Origin of the sequence: Mesorhizobium sp. M0018 (genome assembly GCF_040323955.1) — a bacterium.
GTDB lineage: Bacteria > Pseudomonadota > Alphaproteobacteria > Rhizobiales > Rhizobiaceae > Mesorhizobium.
In genome coordinates this window covers 34679-51229 of record NZ_JAMYVL010000024.1, presented here as the reverse complement: position 1 = coordinate 51229, position 16551 = coordinate 34679, and the positions used below count along the sequence as shown (strand labels likewise).

Below are 16551 nucleotides of genomic sequence, written 5' to 3'. Positions count from 1 at the left end.
GAGGTTTCACGCCGCGATGTGTTCGCGTGCCGCCAGCAGTTGCACGCAGGCACTGGCCGCCTCTTTGCCTTTGACCCTGAAATGCTCGAAGAAGAAGCGGTGATGGTCCGCGCTGTCATGGTAGTTGTGTGGCGTCAGCACCGCCGAAAGCACCGGCACGCCAGTCGACAATTGCACATTCATCATACCGTCGATGACCACGCTTGCAACAAACTCGTGCCGGTAGATGCCGCCATTGACGACGAACGCGGCGCCGAGGATAGCGGCATAGCGGCCGGTCACGGCAAGCGTCTTTGCATGCAGGGGAATCTCATAAGCGCCAGGCACATCGAAGACATCGACGGCAAAGCGTTTCTCTCCGAGAACCGCCAGTTCCGCCTCGAATGCTTCAACGCATTGGTCGACGATATCGGCATGCCAACGCGCGCGAATGACGGCAACGCGGATCGCTTCATAGTCGTTGTGGGAATGCTCATTCATGGGTCCATCCTTCCGTTTCGAACCAGAATCAGGACGCACGATACGGAGTCCGAACCGCGAAAGCGGACCGTCTTCCATTTCGTTCTCTTCCATCCGGACTGTGACCGTCGGCTCCGGAATCACACCGGATCTGCTGACCCCTCCGGCTAACCGGAGAGCGCTCGCGGGCTTGGGCCGAGACCCTTACCGCCGGTGGGGACTTTCACCCCGCCCTGAGAACATTGACGGCGTTTGTATGGAAGGGCCGGAAAGCGCTGTCAACCACCGGCGTCACCGTCGATGGCGCAGAAATAGCGATCCGTTTCGACCTGGTGACCGTTGAGGGCGAGGGAGGAGAGGGTCAAATGGCGATCACAGGTAAGGCAGGCAGCACCTTGTCCAAGGTGATGGGAAATTCACGCACTCGCACGCCGGCCGCGTTGTAAACGGCGTTGGCGACAGCAGCCCCCGCACCGCACACGCCGAGCTCGCCGAGACCCTTTGCGCCAAGCGGGTTGGCCTTGTCGTCGTCTTCCTCGAGGAAGGCGACCTCCATATCGGGGACATCGCCATTGACCGGCACATGATACTCGGCAAGATCGTGATTGACGAAGTGGCCGTAGCGCGGGTCGAGCACCGTCTGCTCCATCAGCGCTGCACCGATCCCCCAGGTCATGCCGCCGATGATTTGCGAGCGCGCGGTCTTGGCGTTGAGGATACGGCCCGCGCCGATCACAGCCAGCATCCGGCGCATGCGGATTTCACCGGTATCGCAATCGACAGCGACCTCTGCGAAATGCGCGCCATAGGAATGCTGCGAATAGGTCTTGTATGACTGGGTGGTGGCGCCCGCGGCTACGGAGCCTTCGGCTTCGAGTCCATCGGGAGAGATCCCTCGGATAAGATCGGCCAGGCTCGCCGATCGCTGGCCGACCCTGACCTCGCCGTCGGCAAAGCTTGCCTCGGTGGCGTTCGCGCCGCGCAACGGCGAGGCTTCGTTCGACTGCGCCGCCTCCAGGATCTGTTTCTTGAGGATGTTGCACGCATCATGCAAGGCCGAACCCGCGCTTGCTGCGCCCCAGGATCCGCCGGAGCCGGCGGTACGCGGGAAGCGGCTGTCGCCGAGCTCCACCTTGACGGACGAGATCGGCAGGCCGAGGCTCTCGGCGGCAATCTGAGTCAGGATCGTATAGGTGCCGGTCCCAATATCGGTCATGTCGAGCCGCGCCGTCACCCGACCGTCCCGGTCGATCGCAACCCGCGCCGTCGCCGCGCCGATATAGTTCGGACGGATCGCCGCCGCCATGCCGTGGCCGATAAGCTTACGGCCCTCCCGAGTTCGGCCCGGTGTCGGGTTTCTCCGCTCCCAGCCGAAACGGCGGGCGCCTTCCTCCATGCAGGCGACGAGATTGCGGGTGGAGAACGGCACGCCGCGCTCGGGATCCTGTGCCGGTTCGTTGCGGATCCTGAGTTCGATCGGGTCCAGACCGGCGCGCTCGGCGAGCTCATCCATGGCGCATTCGAAAGCCAGCATGCCGGGCGCTTCGCCGGGCGAGCGCATCCATTCGCCGCGGTTGATGTCCAGCGGAACCAGGCGATGGCGGGTGAGACGGTTCGGCGCCGCGTAGAGCGAGCGCGCAAAAACTGCCGTTTGTTCGCAGTACTCCTCGAAGCTGGACGTTGCCGACCAGACATCGTGCGCGATCCCGGTGAGCCGCCCGTCAGTGTCCGCGCCGAGACGTACCTGTTGGACCATCTCTGCGCGATGACCGGCATTGGCGAACATCTGTTGTCGCGTCAGCGCGATCTTCACGGGGCGCTGCAGCACCTGCGCTGCAAGTGCGGCCAGGATCGTGTCGGCATGGGCAATCAGCTTGGAGCCGAAGCCTCCGCCGATGAAGGGGCTGACGATGCGCACTCGCTCGAGCGGGATGCGAAGCGTGCTGGCGACCCCGGCCCGGAAGTTCGCGAGGGTCTGCGCCGATGTTCGGATCGTCAGCTCGTTGCCTGACCAGGCAGCAAGCGTCGCATGCGGCTCCATCGGATTGTGATGTTCGAAGGGGGTCCCGTAAGTGGAATCGATCTTGATCGGCGCCGTCGCAAAGGCGCGCTCGAAGTCGCCGACCACGCTGTCGGTCTCGAAGCCGGCATTGGTCCGCTTTGGCGCGTAGGCGTCGGCGATATGTCCCGGTAGATCGTAGAGGCCCGGCTCCTCGTCGTAGCGTACTCTGATGAGGCCCGCAGCAGCGCGCGCCGCCTCGAACGTCTCCGCAACGACCAGCGCGACCGGCTCGTCGTAATACCGTACCTGATCGCTGTTGAGCGCGGGCCGGGGGCGCGCGAAGACCTCCGGCACCGTTGGCGTGACCGTTGGGCCGAAATCCGGCTGGGCCGGCGCATTCCGGTGCGTCATGACGAGCAGCACTGCCGGCGCCCGTTCGGCTTCGGCCGTGTCGATCTCGGCGATGCGGCCCTTGGCGACGGAGGCGCCGAGAATGTAGCCATAGGCTGTACCATCCAGCTCATTCTCGTAAGCGTATGTGGCGCCGCCCGTCACTTTGAGCGGACCGTCGATGCGGTCGATCGGCCGCCCGATGATGCCAGCATCGGCACGAGGTTTCACCCTTGAATGGGTGGCGGAGCCGGGCAGTCCGGGTATGGTCTCGTTCATAAGTCACCTAAAGATTTTTCATCTGGAGTTCGGAAGCATCGAGGCCGCGACGACGCCGCTTCCTCGCACCTTTATGTTCGTCGCGCGGCGGCCGGAGCTCACGCGGCGATCTCGCCGAAATACTCGCGAAACTCGACCAGCCTCCCTGTTGGGCCGGCTCGCATGAAGATCGCATGCAGGCCAGTGTAGGGCGCGCCACCGATTGTCCCGCTCCCGCGATCGCAGACGATGACCCAGTCGGCGGCGAAGAGCTTGAGATCGACGGTCGATTTCGTGATCCTGTTCCCCTGCGCTTGATGCGCGGCGGTCCAGGCTGCGAGTGCCCGTTTGCCCTCTGGCGGTCCGTGTCGGCCTCGTTGCTCGCCGACAGGGAATTGGAAGGTCATCGTCTCATCGCAACAGTCAAGGAATGCCGTCCAGTCGCCAGAGGCCCAGCCGGCAAAGAAGGCGTCTACGGCGGCCTCGAGCCCGTGACGAGCTCCCGGATCGGATGTGGCGCCCCAGGCTGTGGCGGCAGAGACGAGAAGGCCGCCACCCGCGGCGGCAACGGCGCGTCGCGTGAGTTTCATATCGATCTCCTGCTCGGCGCCGGCATCTGGGAACAGCGGTTCGGGGTCGTCGTCACTGTCATCGCATCGCCTCATGCAGTCTCGGCGGCAGCAGCCAGCGTGTGCCGTATCGTCCGTTTCGCCAGCGGGATCTTGAAACCATTGGCGCCATGACCGACGCCTCCGGCGAGCGCGGCTTCGGCCGCGTCGCTAAAGGCGCCGTCGGATGCCGCCGCGCCTGCGAGCGTCCGCTCCGCCTCCGTCGCGCGCCAGGGTTTCGCTGCCACGCCGCCCATGGCGATCCGAGCGCTTCGGATACGGTCGCCGCTTTTCTCGACGATTGCTGCCACCGACACCAGCGCGAAGGCGTAGGAAGCACGGTCGCGCACCTTGCGGTAAACCTGTCGGCCGGGTGGCGGCGGCGGCAGGGCAACCGCGACGACTATTTCGCCGTGGCCGAGCACGGTCTCCACCTGGGGCGTCGCCTCGGGCAACCGATGGAAATCGCCGATCGGGATCGTGCGGGTCTCGCCGCCGGGCGAGACGGTCTCAATCCTGGCGTCGAGCCCGGACATGGCGACCGCCATGTCGGAGGGATGGACCGCAATGCAGGCTTCGCTCGCGCCGAGTACGGCGTGCATGCGATTGAAGCCCTGAAGTGCCGCGCAGCCCGAACCCGGCTGGCGCTTGTTGCAGGGCATGTTGCGGTCGTAGAAATAGGGACAGCGCGTGCGCTGCAGGAGATTGCCGCTGGTCGAGGCCTTGTTGCGTATCTGTCCGGACGCTCCCGCCAGCAGCGCTTGCGTGAGCATCGGATAGCGCGACCTTACCCGCGGGTCGGCGGCAAGATCGCTATTGCGGACCTGGGCACCGATCCGAAGTCCGCCTTCCGCCGTCTCCTCGATCCGATCAAGCGGCAGCCGGCTGATGTCGACGAGATGCGCTGGGCGCTCGATCTCGAGCTTCATCAGGTCGAGCAGGTTGGTGCCGCCGCTGATGAACTTGGCGTCCGGCCGGGCCGCAACCGCGGCCGCCGCCTGCTCAGCACTCGCCGCACGTTCATAAGTGAAGGACTGCATTGCTCATGCCTCCTCTGCCGCGTCGCGGATTGCAGCGACAATGTTCGGATAGGCGGCGCAACGGCAGATGTTGCCGCTCATCCGCTCGCGGATCTCGGCATCGGTGAGAGCGACGGAAGCCGCTGCCACGTCGGCGCTCGCATGGCTTGGCCAGCCGGCCCGCGCCTCGCCCAGCATGCCAACCGCCGAGCAGATCTGGCCTGGCGTACAGTAGCCGCACTGGAAACCGTCGCGGGCGACGAAGGCGGCCTGGACCGGATGCAGCCGGTCACCCTCGGCAAGGCCCTCGATAGTGGTGATCTCGTCGCCTTCATGCATTGCGGCAAGCGTCAGGCAGGAATTGATCCGGCGCCCATCGACGAGCACCGTGCATGCGCCGCACTGGCCGTGGTCGCAGCCCTTCTTCGAGCCGGTGAGGCCGAGATGGTTGCGCAGGGCGTCGAGCAGCGTCGTCCGCGGGTCGAGCTCGATGGCAAGATCCTTCGCGTTGATCCGTAACGACATCGTCATAGTCGGTAGCGGCGAGGACGATGCAGCCGCCGTGACGGTCTCGGCCGGCTCGGCGTCAACCGGTAGTCCGGTAGCCAGGAGCACCCCGGTCGCAACACCGCCTTCCAATACCATCCGACGCGTCGGCCCGCTCCTGTTGTCCGTTTTGGCCATGCATGATCTCCCAGTCGCAATGAAGCGCAGACGGCAACTTGACCCAGAGAACCCTCGGGTTCTGTCACCCAACGACACCGGAGGTGGGAGTGCGGGCGGCGGCTTTCTTTCAAGAAACCGGCGGCACTATCAGGATTCTGGAGAAGAATTCACCCGATAGGCACGAGGCGTCATGCCCCTCAGACGTCGGAAGGTCGTGGTGAAGTGGCTCTGGCTTGAGAAGCCGAGCCGAAAGGCAATGACACCGATCGACAAACCCGTTTCGCGCAGTAGCGCCTCCGCTCGCCGCACCCGTTCCTCGATCACATAGGCGTAGGGTGCAAGGCCGGTCGTCGCCTTGAAGCGACGCGCAAAACTGTCGACGGCCATGCCCGCGGCGGCTGCCAGCTCGCTTAGCGAAATGTCGGAATTCATATGCGCATCGATGTAATCCCGAACGCGACCAAGTGCCCGGCGGCTGAGACAGCCGTGACGTACAAACCGCGGTTGCTCCCGGCTCAGGTTGGCCACGCGGAGACTGACGAGGGCGACCAGATGCTCGACATAGGCAGTGTCTGGCTTGTGGCCGAGTGCCATCTCGTCACGAAGCGAACTCAAGAGCGTGGCGACGACCGCGTCTTTCTTGTTTACCAGTATAGGCAGGTTCCTCAGGCGTTCGCATCCGGGAAGCCCGATATCGGGATCGATCCACAGGGCTGAATAGGAGAGGTTTACATCGCGATAGAAGCCCTGTCGTTCCGCGCCTGCCGGGACGAAGGTGAGGGCTCCGGGACGGTCCATTCCGTCGTAAAGGGATCGTGCCTCGTGCCGGATGGATGTATGGGACGTGCCGCCTTCTTCGGTCAGCACGATCAGATGATGAGGGGCTGTCCAGCGGAGCTCCGCCTCCCGGCACGCCCACCGCCGGTTGTCGAAGACGATCGAGGAGCTGACCCATGACGCGGTTTGCAGGGGCTCCGACTTCTCGTCCTGGCTCCGAACCCGTCCGTCACCAAGCAACGGTCTGAATGACATCGCGGTATCCCGCTGGTTCACTCGCCGAGCCGTGGGCAGCCCCGGCTTCGAGCGTTGGGCGCCGCCCCGCCGCTACGCATCCGGCCGTCCATGTGGGACGGGCAACGGGCGTTTTTAACCGTGCCGTGTTCAAGAAATCGTGAGATCAGGCAAATCCGGAGCGCCCTCCCGGAAAAGCCGATCATCCGCGCTCGGGAAACATCGCCCTCAGGCCTTCGCGCGAGGCCGTAGCGACACCGCGTTCGGTGATCAAGCCGGTGACCAGCCGCGCCGGCGTCACGTCGAAGGCCGGATTGGCCGCCGGCGTGGCTTCCGGCGATACGCGGACCTGGGCGATCTCGCCGGAAGCGGTCTTGCCCCAGACCAGTGAGACCTCGTCGGGCGAGCGCTGTTCGATCGGGATGTCGGCCAGCCCGTCGCCCACGGTCCAGTCGATCGTCGGCGACGGCAGCGCGACATAGAACGGCACGTCGTTGTCGGCGGCGGCGAGCGCCTTGAGATAGGTACCGATCTTATTGCAGACATCGCCGTCGGCGGTGGTCCTGTCGGTGCCGACGACGACCATGTCGATCTGGCCGCGCTGCATCAGATGGCCGCCGGCATTGTCGACGATCAGCGTATGCGGCACGCCGTGGCCGGCCATCTCCCAGGCGGTCAATTGGGCACCCTGGTTGCGGGGTCGTGTTTCGTCGACATAGACATGGACTGGAATGCCGGCTTCCGTCGCCAGATAGATCGGCGCGGTGGCGGTGCCGTAGTCGACCGTGGCCAGCCAGCCGGCGTTGCAGTGGGTCAGGATATTGACCGGTTCGCCCGGCTGCTTGCGCGCCGCGATCGCCTTGATGATTTCGAGCCCATGAGCGCCGATGGCGCGGTTGAGGCCGACATCCTCGTCGGCGATCTCGCCGGCACGCCGATAGGCAGCCGCGGCACGTTCTGCCAGGGGAAGCGTCAGCAGGAAGCGCTGCATTTCGTTCAGCGCCCAGCGCAAATTGATCGCCGTCGGGCGCGTTTCGTGCAAGGTTGCCCAGACGGCGTCGAGTGCTGCATCCGACGGATCGTCGGCCATCTGCATGGCGACCCCATAGGCCGCGGTGACGCCGATCAGCGGCGCCCCGCGCACCCACATGTCGCGGATTGCCGTGGCGATGCCCGCGACGGTATCGATCTTTTCGATGCGGAAATCATGCGGCAGCCAGCGCTGGTCGATGATCTCCACCGAACGCCCGTCGTCACTCGGCCAGATGGTGCGGTAGTGGCGGTCGCCGACGTTCAAATCCTGCTCTCCCGTTCGATCAGCGCGGCCAACCGGTTGACCTCGTCGATGCTGTGGATCTGGCGCCGGTTGACGGCGAGGTGACGGCCGAATTTCAGCGCCTTTGCCTCACATCTGGCGCGCAGATCCGGATCGGCAATGGTCTCGAAATCGGCATTGTGGGCAAGGCCGAGAATTCGCCGGTGAACCTCGACGCCGGCGAAGCCGAGCAGATCGGTCCAGATCGACTGCAGCATGTGGTCGAGCGCCTGCTCGGCGCCAAGCCCGTCGCCCTGATCTTCGAACAGGCTCTTCTGGTAGAGCATGCCAGTACGCTCGGTTCGCCACAGATGCGAGAACTCGGCGCGAAACACCGACCATGTCTCGACCGTAACGCCGAGCAGATAGCCACGCATGGCGTCGCGGCTTCCGTCCTGTTCATGGCCACGCTGCGAGAAGAACGCCATCCAGAAATTGGCGAGCAGCATGCCGACGTCGAAGGCGATCGGCCCGTAGAAGGCGAATTCGGGGTCGATCATCCTCGTTTCGGTGTCGGTGACCATGATCGAGCCGGAATGCAGGTCGCCATGCAGCAGCGTCTCGGCATTGGCAGCGAAGATGTGCTTCATGCGCTGCGCCTCGACCTTGAGGTCGCGGTCGGCGCGCAGCTCGGCGACAATGCCGTCGAGCTGCGGGCTGGTGTGCCGGTTCATCTTGGCATCGAAATACGGATCCGAGAAAACCAGGTTCTCGGTGATGTCGCAGAGTTCGACATTATCGGCGAACAGTGCCAGATCGGCCTTGCGGTCCTTGGTCGCCATATGCAGGTCGGAGCCGCGAAACAACGTGCGGGCCATGAACAAGCCGATGTCTGTCGCGATGTTGGGCAATTGCCGGCCTTCGATCAGCGCCCGCCGCAGGATAATGTGCGGCGACAGATACTCCATGATGATCAGCGCCTGGCCTTCGTCGAAGTGATAGATATCGGGCACCGAACCCGGCGCCCGCGCCTGTTGCCGCGTCAGCGCATGGTATTCGAAGAAAGAGCGCTTTAGCGGCAGCGGCCAGCTGTCGCCGACCAGCCGGACGTAGGGCAGGGCCTGCTTGACGACGGCCGCACCCTCAGCACCCTCGACGATGAACACCAGGTTCAGATTGCCGTCGCCGACTTCACGAACCTTCCACTGGCTCGTATCCTTGCCGATCTGCGAACACAGGGGCTCGTTGGCACCGAGACGGCCCGCCAGTGTCTCGACCGACAGTGCTTCGAACGGCGATTTCCCAGTCATCCTCACCTCCCGCTCATGTGCTCCGATGATAGCGGAGCCAACGCGGTCGGGCCAAGCTAGGAAGCCTGCTGGCAATTGTCAATCGTGTTGACAATTGCCGATATAGCCCATAGCGTCATGGTCAGGGAGGAACGAATGGGCAATGATGCCGTGTTCCGCGTCGACGGCCTGAGGAAATCCTTTGGCCATATCGAGGTGCTTGGCGGCGTCTCGCTCGAGTTGCATGCCGGCGAAGTGACCGTGCTGATGGGCGCCAACGGCGCCGGCAAATCCACCCTCGTCAAGATCATCAGTGGTGTCTACGACCATGGCGGCGGCACGATGTCGCTTGCCGGTCACGTGTTCGACCCGAAAACGCCGGCGGAGGCGATCCGCGCCGGCGTCGTTACCGTCCACCAGAACATCAATGACGGTGTCGTCGCCGACCTCGACGTCGCCACCAACCTTACCCTCGACAGGTTGAGCGGCAGCGGCGTGCCGACCCTGTTCAATCCAGGCCGGGTGCGTCGCGAGGCAAAGGCGGTGGCCCACCGCATGGGACTGGCCATCGACCTCAAGGCCCGGATCAGCGATCTCTCTCTGGCCGACCGCCAGATGGTGGCGATCGCCCGCGCCATGGCGCACCGGCCGAAAGTGCTGATCCTCGACGAGCCGACCTCCTCGCTGTCCAGCGCCGAAGCCGACCGGCTGTTCGCGCTGCTCGACCGGCTTCGCCAGCAAGGCGTGGCCATCCTCTACATCTCGCACCGTATGTCGGATATCAGACGGCTTGCCGATCGCATCATTTCGATGCGCGATGGGGTTATCTCAGGTATCTTCGACAAGAAGCCGCTGGATTACGAAGGTGCGGTCAACGCCATGCTCGGCCGCAAGATCCAGCTCGAGCGGATCGTCGCCAGGAATTCGGCCAAAGCAATTTTCACTGCCGACGCGCTGCGGATTGCTGAAGGCGCCAGGCCGATCTCGCTGACCCTCGGCGATGGCGAGGTCGTTGCCATCACCGGCCTTGTCGGTGTCGGCAAGACCGTGCTCGCCGAGACGCTGTTCGGCCTGCGCCAGCCGCTGGCCGGGACCATGGTGCTGAACGGGAAACCCTATGCTCCGGCATCGACCGGCGAAGCGATTGCCGCCGGTGTGTTTCTCGTCGCCAAGGACCGAGGCGAAAACGGCATCGTCGGCGACTTCAACATCCAGGAGAATATCAGCCTGCCGTTCCACAGCCGCATGTCGCGTCTCGGTGTTCTCAAACGCCGTATCGAACGCGCCATTGCCCGCCAGCAGATCCAGGAGCTCGGCATCGTCTGCCGCTCGGAGAGGGACGAGATGGCGTCGCTTTCCGGCGGCAATCAGCAGAAGGTGATGGTCGCCCGCTGGATGTCGCAGGCGGCAAGGCTTTTCATCCTCGACGAGCCCTTTCAGGGCGTCGACATTTCGGCTAGGCGCGACATCGCCGCCAAGCTGCGGGCCAGCGCCCACGGCCGTGCGACGCTGCTGTTCGTCACCGAACTCGACGAAGCCCTGGAGACGGCCGATCGCATCCTGGTGATGTCGGAGCAGACGATCGTCGGCGAGCACCGCAATACCGATGTCGATCTCGAGCGTCTGCTGGCCGAAGTGGCGGGCGGGCCGTTGCACAGCGCAGCCTGACGGCGGGATGACGATGAGAATTGGAATGGAGAGGGCATGAATTCGGGTTGGATAAAGACGGTGCCGGCGTGCGGGAGCGCTGAATGATCCTGCGCGACAATGCTATTCGCTACGGCTTCATCGTTCTGTTGTTCGGGCTGATCGCCTATTTCGCCGTCGCTGCCGATGGTTTCGTCTCGCCGCAAAGTGCTGTCTTCATCTTCCAGTCGGTCGCCATCACCGGCGTTCTGGCGCTCGGCGTCACCGCCACGCTGGTCGTCGGCGGCTTCGACCTGTCGATCGGCTCTGTCGCCACCAGCGCCATGATGGCAGCTGCCTATGTCATGGTGGTGCTGGGGCAGAACGCCGTCGTGGCGGTCGTCGTCTGTCTTGTGATCGGCGCCGTCGTCGGCCTGATCAATGGCTGGCTGATCGTCTATATGCGGGTTCCGGACCTTTTGGCGACGCTCGGCATGATGTTCCTGCTTGTCGGCCTGCAGCGCATCCCGACCGAAGGCCGTTCGATCGCCACCGGCATGACCATGCCCGACGGCTCGGTCGCCAACGGCAGCTTCGGCGCCGCGTTCCTGGCGCTTGGCCGCCATCGCTTCGATTTCTTCATCCCGAACCTCATTCCGGTGTCGGTCGTCGTTCTGCTCGTGCTGGCGGTGCTGATCTGGTTTTTTCTCGAATACACGCGTTTCGGGCGCATGATGTATGCGGTCGGCAGCAACGAACGCGCCGCAGAACTCGCCGGCGCGCCTGTCAAGGCATACAAAATCTGGGCCTACGTTATTTCGGGAGTTTTTGCCTCGATCGGCGGCATTTTGCTCGCTGCCCGGCTTGGACGCGGCGACATCGCCTCGGGTAATAATCTGTTGCTCGACGCGGTGGCTGCGGCACTCATCGGTTACGCGGTTCTCGGCGCCGCCAAGCCGAACGCCTTCGGCACGGCTGTCGGCGCGGTGTTTGTCGGCGTGCTGCTGCAAGGCCTGACGATGATGAACGCGCCTTACTACACGCAGGATTTCGTCAAGGGCGTGGTTCTCGTGGTCGCCCTTGTCTTTACCTTCGCCCTTTCCGGCAGGGGCAGGAGATAGGGTTCGACCGGGTCATATTTTGGGTTCAACAAGTGGAGGAAACGACGTGAACATCACAAGAAGGCTTTTGGGGAAGGCAGCGCTCGGGCTTGCCGGCGCAACATTGCTGATGCAGATGCCGGCAATAGCGCAGGACAGGCCGGCGCCGTTCGACAAGCCGGGTGCCGTCAAGATAGCGCTGGTCCGCTATCTCTCGACCGGCGACTTCTTCCAGGCCTACCTTTCCGGCGTCGAGGCGCAGGCCAAGGCGCTCGGTGTCGACCTGCGCGTGCTCGATAGCCGCCAGGACGCGGCGCTTCAGGCGGACATGGTCGACCAGGCTATCGCGCTCGGCGTCCAGGGCATCATCATCCAGCACGGACTGACGGAATCGATGAAGGACGCCGCCCAGCGTGCGGTCGACGCCGGCATCAAGGTTGTCGCCTTCGACGTCAATGTCGAAAACCCCAAGATCCCGCAGATCGAACAGTCCGACCGCGACCTCGCGCGCCTGGCGCTCGAACAGGCGGTCAAGGACAATGGCGAGAGCTGGAAGGCCGGCTATGTCTATGTCGCCGGCATCGCGCCGCTCGACCGCCGCAACGAGACCTGGGTCGAATTCAAGAAGAAATATTCGGGCATCAACGAAGCCGCCATGTTCGGCACGCTCGACAATCCGATCGCCAATTCGGTCGCCAACCAGGCCCGTTCGGTGCTATCGGCCCATCCCGACATCAAGGTGATGTTCGCGCCCTATGACGAATTCGCCAAGGGCGTGAAGATCGCGGTCGACGAGGCCGGGCTGAACAAGGACATCAAGATCTATTCGGCCGACATCTCGACCTCGGATATCGCCGCGATGCGCGAGCCGGACAGCGCCTGGGCGGCAACCGCCGCCACCAACCCGGCCGTCGTCGGCCAGGTCTCGGTGCGTGCGCTGGCGCAGCTCTTGGCCGGCGAGGATCCCGGCCACAACGTCATCGTGCCGCCGACGCTGATCACCCAGAAGGATCTGCTCGACAAGGACATCAAGAACATGGAGGACCTCTCGGCCAAGCTGCCGCAATTCGCCCATGCCGATGTCGCGATGCCGACCTGGATGCCGAACCCGAACGCGAAGTGACTTTCGGCACGAGCAAAACAATAGCCGTCTGCAGCAGCTTGTTGCAGGCGGCCTTTTTGTCGAAGATGTCTGGCGTGCCGGACCGCCGAATTGCAATTGTCGCAGCCGCCGGCTTTGCGGGCCGATTGGACAATCGAAACCCAGGATTGACGGGTACATGGAGATGCGGGCGGTAGAGGAAAGTCTTACCGGCGCCGTCGCCGGAACATGTTTTCGATGCTTGAAGGCCACCACGGGCGTTGTGGTGTTGGGTGGATCGAGCGGCCGTGTTGACGTCGGTCGCGCGCGGCTCTTTGCAAATGCGGGTGCATCGGCCTTGGCTCTGCAGTGGTTTGGCGGTGAAGGCCAGGTTCCCGGAATATGTGAGATTCCCCTGGAAACGTTCTTTGCGGCAACCGATTATCTCATTGAAACAGGATGCCGTCGTATCGTCTATGTGGGCACGTCTAAGGGTGCCGAGGCGTCATTGCTTGCCGCCGTCCATGACCAGCGAATTGATGCGGTGGTCGCGATTAGCCCGTCATCCGTAGTTTGGGGAAATGTCGGTGCGGGCCGCGATGGTGTCAGCTGGCCTGAACGATCCTCATGGTCGCTCGACGGCATCGCGCTGCCGTTTGTGCCGACAGATCCAGATTGGACACCAGAGTATGTCGATGGCCAGGTGTCCTATAGGGGGCTTTTCGAAAGTTGTTTGAAAACGTTCAAGCGGGAAGCGAATGCGGCGACCATCCCTGTTGAGACCGCATCGGCCGAGCTTCTGCTCGTCGCCGGTGGCGGCGATGCACTGTGGCCTTCCCTATCGTTCGCCCGAGATATTGTTGGGCGGCGCGGCGAAGCAGGCAAGGTCACGCATCTCATTTCGTCGCCGGATGCCGGTCACCGCATTCTCTTGCCAGGCGAGAACACACCACGCTCGACTTTGCATGCACACGGAGGCAATGACGAGGCCGATTCAAAGCTGGGCCGAAAGGCTTGGGAAGGCATCCGAGAACTACTTTAGCAAAATTCTCAAATGCGCACCTGTCTCGGCTATTCGTTGAACAGATCGGAATGGGAGCCGGTGCGAGCTAGCTGGAGTTCATCGCCGGCAACTCGGTAGATCAAGAGCCAGTCCGGTTCTATGTGAGCGTCACGAAAGCCTTTCCAATCGCCTTTCAGCGAGTGGTCCTTATAGCTCGCCGGTAGCTCATCTCCGGCGAGCAGGAGGCCTAGCAGTTCGCGCAACTTGCCAAGATCTTTGCCCCGCTTCTCCGCACGTTTCACGTCGCGACGGAATTGCCCAGAGCGAACGGGCGTCAGCACGTCACATTCCCAAATCCTTGAACAACTCATCGGCCGAGGCGAAAGGCTTGCCCTTGCCACGTTCCAATTCGGTCATGGCCTTTCGAGTCGTTGCGTTCGGCACTTTCACCGGGAAGGGAAATTCCTTGTCGGCGGCGACGCGGACCAGCAGCAGGCGAATGGCGTCGGAAACGGACAATCCCATTGCCGCCAAGGCCTCCGTTGCCTGATCCTTTGTCGCCGTATCGATCCGAGCGCGGACCACGGTATCCGTTGCCATGTTGTGACTCCTTGAGGTCTGAGCCACAATGTAGCTACAAAATACCAACTTCGCAAGAGTGATCCCGATCAGGGGCTATCTCAACGCAGCCGCGATGTTGCCGCCGTCGACCGTCGTCACATCGGCGGTGGTCCGCTCGGCCAGCGCTTGATGCAGAAAGGCCTGGGCGACGTCTTCTGCCGTCACTTCCTGCCCGAGCAGGTTGCCCGACATGTACTCCTTCTCCGACACGCCGCGCGCGCCCGAGCGGCTGGCGATCATGGCGTCGGTCAACAGCCCCGAACGGATGCGGTCGGCGTTGACGGCATTGGAGCGGATGCCATGGGCACCGTAGTCGAGGGCATATTGCCTGGACAAAAACAGCGTTGCCGCCTTGGGAATGCCATAGGCGCCGAACTTCGGCCCCGGATTGACCGCCTGCTTGGAGGTATTGAACAACAGCACGCCGCCGGTGCCCTGTTCCAGCATGATGCGCACGGCATTCTGCGCCGCCGACTGGTGGGCGAAGAAATTGAGTTCGAAACTCTTGCGCAAGGTGGCGTCGTCGAGCTCGCCGATCCGGCCCTCCCAGGCAGCACCGGCATTGGAGACAAGAATGTCGAGGCCGCCGTAGACCTCGACCGCTTTGTCGAAGGCGGCGCGCATCTGCACCGGTTCGGTGATGTCGGCGCCAATGCCGATCGAACCGTTGCCGGCTTTTTTTGCCGCCTCGGCAGCCCTTGACGCATCGAGATCGACGACGACGGCATGGGCACCGTTGTCGGCGAACAGCTTTGCGGTGGCAGCACCGATCGCGCCGGCGCCGCCGGTGACCAGCATCACCTGGCCGGTCAGCGGCTTCGGCTTGTTGGCGGCGAGCTTGGCCTGTTCCAGCGACCAGTATTCGAGCGGGAACAGGTCGGCTTTGGAGAGCGGGCGGAAATCGCCGACGGCTTCGGCGCCGCGTACCGCCTCGATCCACATTTCGCCGACGTCGGAGGCGATCTTCGCATCCTTCAGCGTGCGGCCGTGGCCGAACATGCCGAGGCCGGGCACCAGCGTCAGCCGCGGCATCGGGTCGAGCATGGTGCGCTTCACGTCGTCGAGCGCATCATTGGTTTCGAAATAGGCGCGATAGTCCTTGGCGAATTTCTCGACATGCTGGCGGATGACGGATTTGTAGTCGCCGACCTTGTCCGCGTCGGGCGCCGGCAATGCCATCGGTCCGGTCTTGATGCGGATCGACAGGTCGGGTGTCGACACACCGCGGCCGGCATAGTCGGCAATTTTTGCCGAATTGATGAAATCCACGATCGCATCCGAGGTGCGGAAATCGCTGATCATCCGGTCGAAGCGGCCTTCGCCGCGTGCCACCGCCACTGCGCCGCGCAGCATCGGCGCAATCTCCGCGGGCTTCGCCAGCCTGGCCGGCAGTGCCACCTTTTCGGTGCGCGGCTTGCCGTTCCCAGCGATGAAATCCTCGGCGACGTTCACATAATGGATCATCCGGTCATAGGCCTGCCTGGCATCGTCGCCGAAGGTGAAGATGCCGTGCTTGTCGAGGATCAGGCCTTCGACCGTCGGATCGGCGTCGAATACATCGGCGGCCGCCTTGGCCAGATCGAAGCCCGGCATGATGTAAGGCACGAATCCCATTTTCTCGCCGAACACCTTCCGGCTCAGCGCCTCGCTGTCCTCCTGGTCGACGATGGCCAGGATCGCCGTCGAATGGGTGTGGTCGACGAATTTGTGCGGCAGGAAGGCGTGCAGCAGCGTCTCGACCGAAGGGTTGGGCGAGGACGGATCGATGAGGTTCGCCCGCTGCAGCGCGACCATGTCCTCGTCGGAGAGCTTCTTGAGCGACCGCGCCTTCAACAGCGCGCCGAGCTTGACCGCCGGCAGGCCCTGCGGCTCGATGACGCCCATGTCCCAGCCGCTGCCCTTGACGCAGAGCACGTCCCATTCGTCGCCGACAAGGTCGGTGGCCTTGGTCTTGCACGATGTGTTGCCGCCGCCATGGAGGACGAGCCGCGGCTCGCCGCCCAGCAGCCTGGTCGTATAGACGCGCAGCGCCAGGTCGCGGGCCACACCCTTCTTTGCATAGTCGGCGACCAGCTTCTCCGCCTCGCCGTCATTCCACAGGTTCTTCATGTCAGCTTCGTCCGATTTCTCTTTTATTGTGAACAGGAATACCGCGACGCCTTG

At 63.5% G+C, this 16551-nt stretch carries 15 protein-coding genes and 1 riboswitch; of the genes, 4 read left to right on the top strand and 11 right to left on the bottom strand.

Annotated elements, in window-relative coordinates:
- Positions 1 to 6: 6 nt before the first annotated feature.
- The 8 genes from NKJ81_RS26585 to mtnK all read right to left on the bottom strand — a co-directional run bounded on the left by NKJ81_RS26585 (position 7) and on the right by mtnK (position 8978).
- The gene (locus NKJ81_RS26585) at positions 7 to 480 is read right to left on the bottom strand and encodes a 6,7-dimethyl-8-ribityllumazine synthase (protein WP_352542231.1); all 474 of its coding nucleotides are present in this window, start codon (positions 478 to 480) and stop codon (positions 7 to 9) included.
- A 77-nt stretch (positions 481 to 557) separates the two neighbouring features.
- Positions 558 to 704: riboswitch (FMN riboswitch) on the bottom strand.
- A gap of 116 nt (positions 705 to 820) precedes the next feature.
- The gene (locus tag NKJ81_RS26580; RefSeq protein WP_352542230.1) at positions 821 to 3130 is read right to left on the bottom strand and encodes a xanthine dehydrogenase family protein molybdopterin-binding subunit; all 2310 of its coding nucleotides are present in this window, start codon (positions 3128 to 3130) and stop codon (positions 821 to 823) included.
- A 98-nt stretch (positions 3131 to 3228) separates the two neighbouring features.
- Positions 3229 to 3699, bottom strand: a complete 471-nt coding sequence (locus tag NKJ81_RS26575) for a nuclear transport factor 2 family protein (protein ID WP_352503006.1) — start codon at positions 3697 to 3699, stop codon at positions 3229 to 3231.
- Positions 3700 to 3770: 71 nt separating this feature from the next.
- Positions 3771 to 4757 carry an FAD binding domain-containing protein gene (locus NKJ81_RS26570; protein WP_352542229.1) on the bottom strand — a complete coding sequence of 329 codons (987 nt, stop codon included), beginning with the start codon at positions 4755 to 4757 and terminating at the stop codon, positions 3771 to 3773.
- Positions 4758 to 4760: 3 nt separating this feature from the next.
- Positions 4761 to 5420, bottom strand: coding sequence for a 2Fe-2S iron-sulfur cluster-binding protein (locus NKJ81_RS26565; RefSeq protein ID WP_352542228.1), 660 nt, complete (start codon positions 5418 to 5420; stop codon positions 4761 to 4763).
- Positions 5421 to 5549: 129 nt separating this feature from the next.
- Positions 5550 to 6434 (bottom strand): helix-turn-helix domain-containing protein, encoded by an 885-nt coding sequence (locus NKJ81_RS26560; RefSeq protein WP_031211585.1) that lies wholly within the window; start codon positions 6432 to 6434, stop codon positions 5550 to 5552.
- A 181-nt stretch (positions 6435 to 6615) separates the two neighbouring features.
- Positions 6616 to 7710, bottom strand: coding sequence for an S-methyl-5-thioribose-1-phosphate isomerase (gene mtnA, locus NKJ81_RS26555; RefSeq protein WP_352542227.1), 1095 nt, complete (start codon positions 7708 to 7710; stop codon positions 6616 to 6618).
- Entirely contained in the window at positions 7707 to 8978 is a 1272-nt protein-coding gene (gene mtnK / locus NKJ81_RS26550) for an S-methyl-5-thioribose kinase (protein ID WP_352542226.1), read from the bottom strand. The genes mtnA and mtnK overlap by 4 nt, the downstream gene beginning before the upstream one ends.
- 135 nt (positions 8979 to 9113) lie before the next feature.
- On the opposite strand from mtnK, the gene NKJ81_RS26545 reads away from it, so the two are divergent.
- The 4 genes from NKJ81_RS26545 to NKJ81_RS26530 all read left to right on the top strand — a co-directional run bounded on the left by NKJ81_RS26545 (position 9114) and on the right by NKJ81_RS26530 (position 13806).
- Complete coding sequence (locus NKJ81_RS26545) at positions 9114 to 10625, top strand: sugar ABC transporter ATP-binding protein (RefSeq protein ID WP_352542225.1); 1512 nt, start codon at positions 9114 to 9116, stop codon at positions 10623 to 10625.
- An 83-nt stretch (positions 10626 to 10708) separates the two neighbouring features.
- Positions 10709 to 11704, top strand: coding sequence for an ABC transporter permease (locus tag NKJ81_RS26540; RefSeq protein ID WP_023676003.1), 996 nt, complete (start codon positions 10709 to 10711; stop codon positions 11702 to 11704).
- 46 nt (positions 11705 to 11750) lie between these two features.
- Positions 11751 to 12806: a substrate-binding domain-containing protein gene (locus NKJ81_RS26535; RefSeq protein ID WP_352472282.1), complete on the top strand. Its 1056-nt coding sequence runs from the start codon at positions 11751 to 11753 to the stop codon at positions 12804 to 12806.
- A 157-nt stretch (positions 12807 to 12963) separates the two neighbouring features.
- Positions 12964 to 13806: an acyl-CoA thioester hydrolase/BAAT C-terminal domain-containing protein gene (locus tag NKJ81_RS26530; RefSeq protein WP_352542224.1), complete on the top strand. Its 843-nt coding sequence runs from the start codon at positions 12964 to 12966 to the stop codon at positions 13804 to 13806.
- 29 nt (positions 13807 to 13835) lie between these two features.
- Here the strand turns inward: NKJ81_RS26530 and NKJ81_RS26525 are convergent, their stop codons facing one another.
- From NKJ81_RS26525 to NKJ81_RS26515, 3 genes are all read right to left on the bottom strand, one after another.
- Positions 13836 to 14108, bottom strand: a complete 273-nt coding sequence (locus tag NKJ81_RS26525; protein ID WP_352502059.1) for a type II toxin-antitoxin system YafQ family toxin — start codon at positions 14106 to 14108, stop codon at positions 13836 to 13838.
- Position 14109: 1 nt separating this feature from the next.
- Positions 14110 to 14367 carry a type II toxin-antitoxin system RelB/DinJ family antitoxin gene (locus NKJ81_RS26520; RefSeq protein WP_352472285.1) on the bottom strand — a complete coding sequence of 86 codons (258 nt, stop codon included), beginning with the start codon at positions 14365 to 14367 and terminating at the stop codon, positions 14110 to 14112.
- Positions 14368 to 14442: 75 nt separating this feature from the next.
- Positions 14443 to 16497 carry a bifunctional aldolase/short-chain dehydrogenase gene (locus NKJ81_RS26515; protein ID WP_352542223.1) on the bottom strand — a complete coding sequence of 685 codons (2055 nt, stop codon included), beginning with the start codon at positions 16495 to 16497 and terminating at the stop codon, positions 14443 to 14445.
- Positions 16498 to 16551: the final 54 nt, after the last annotated feature.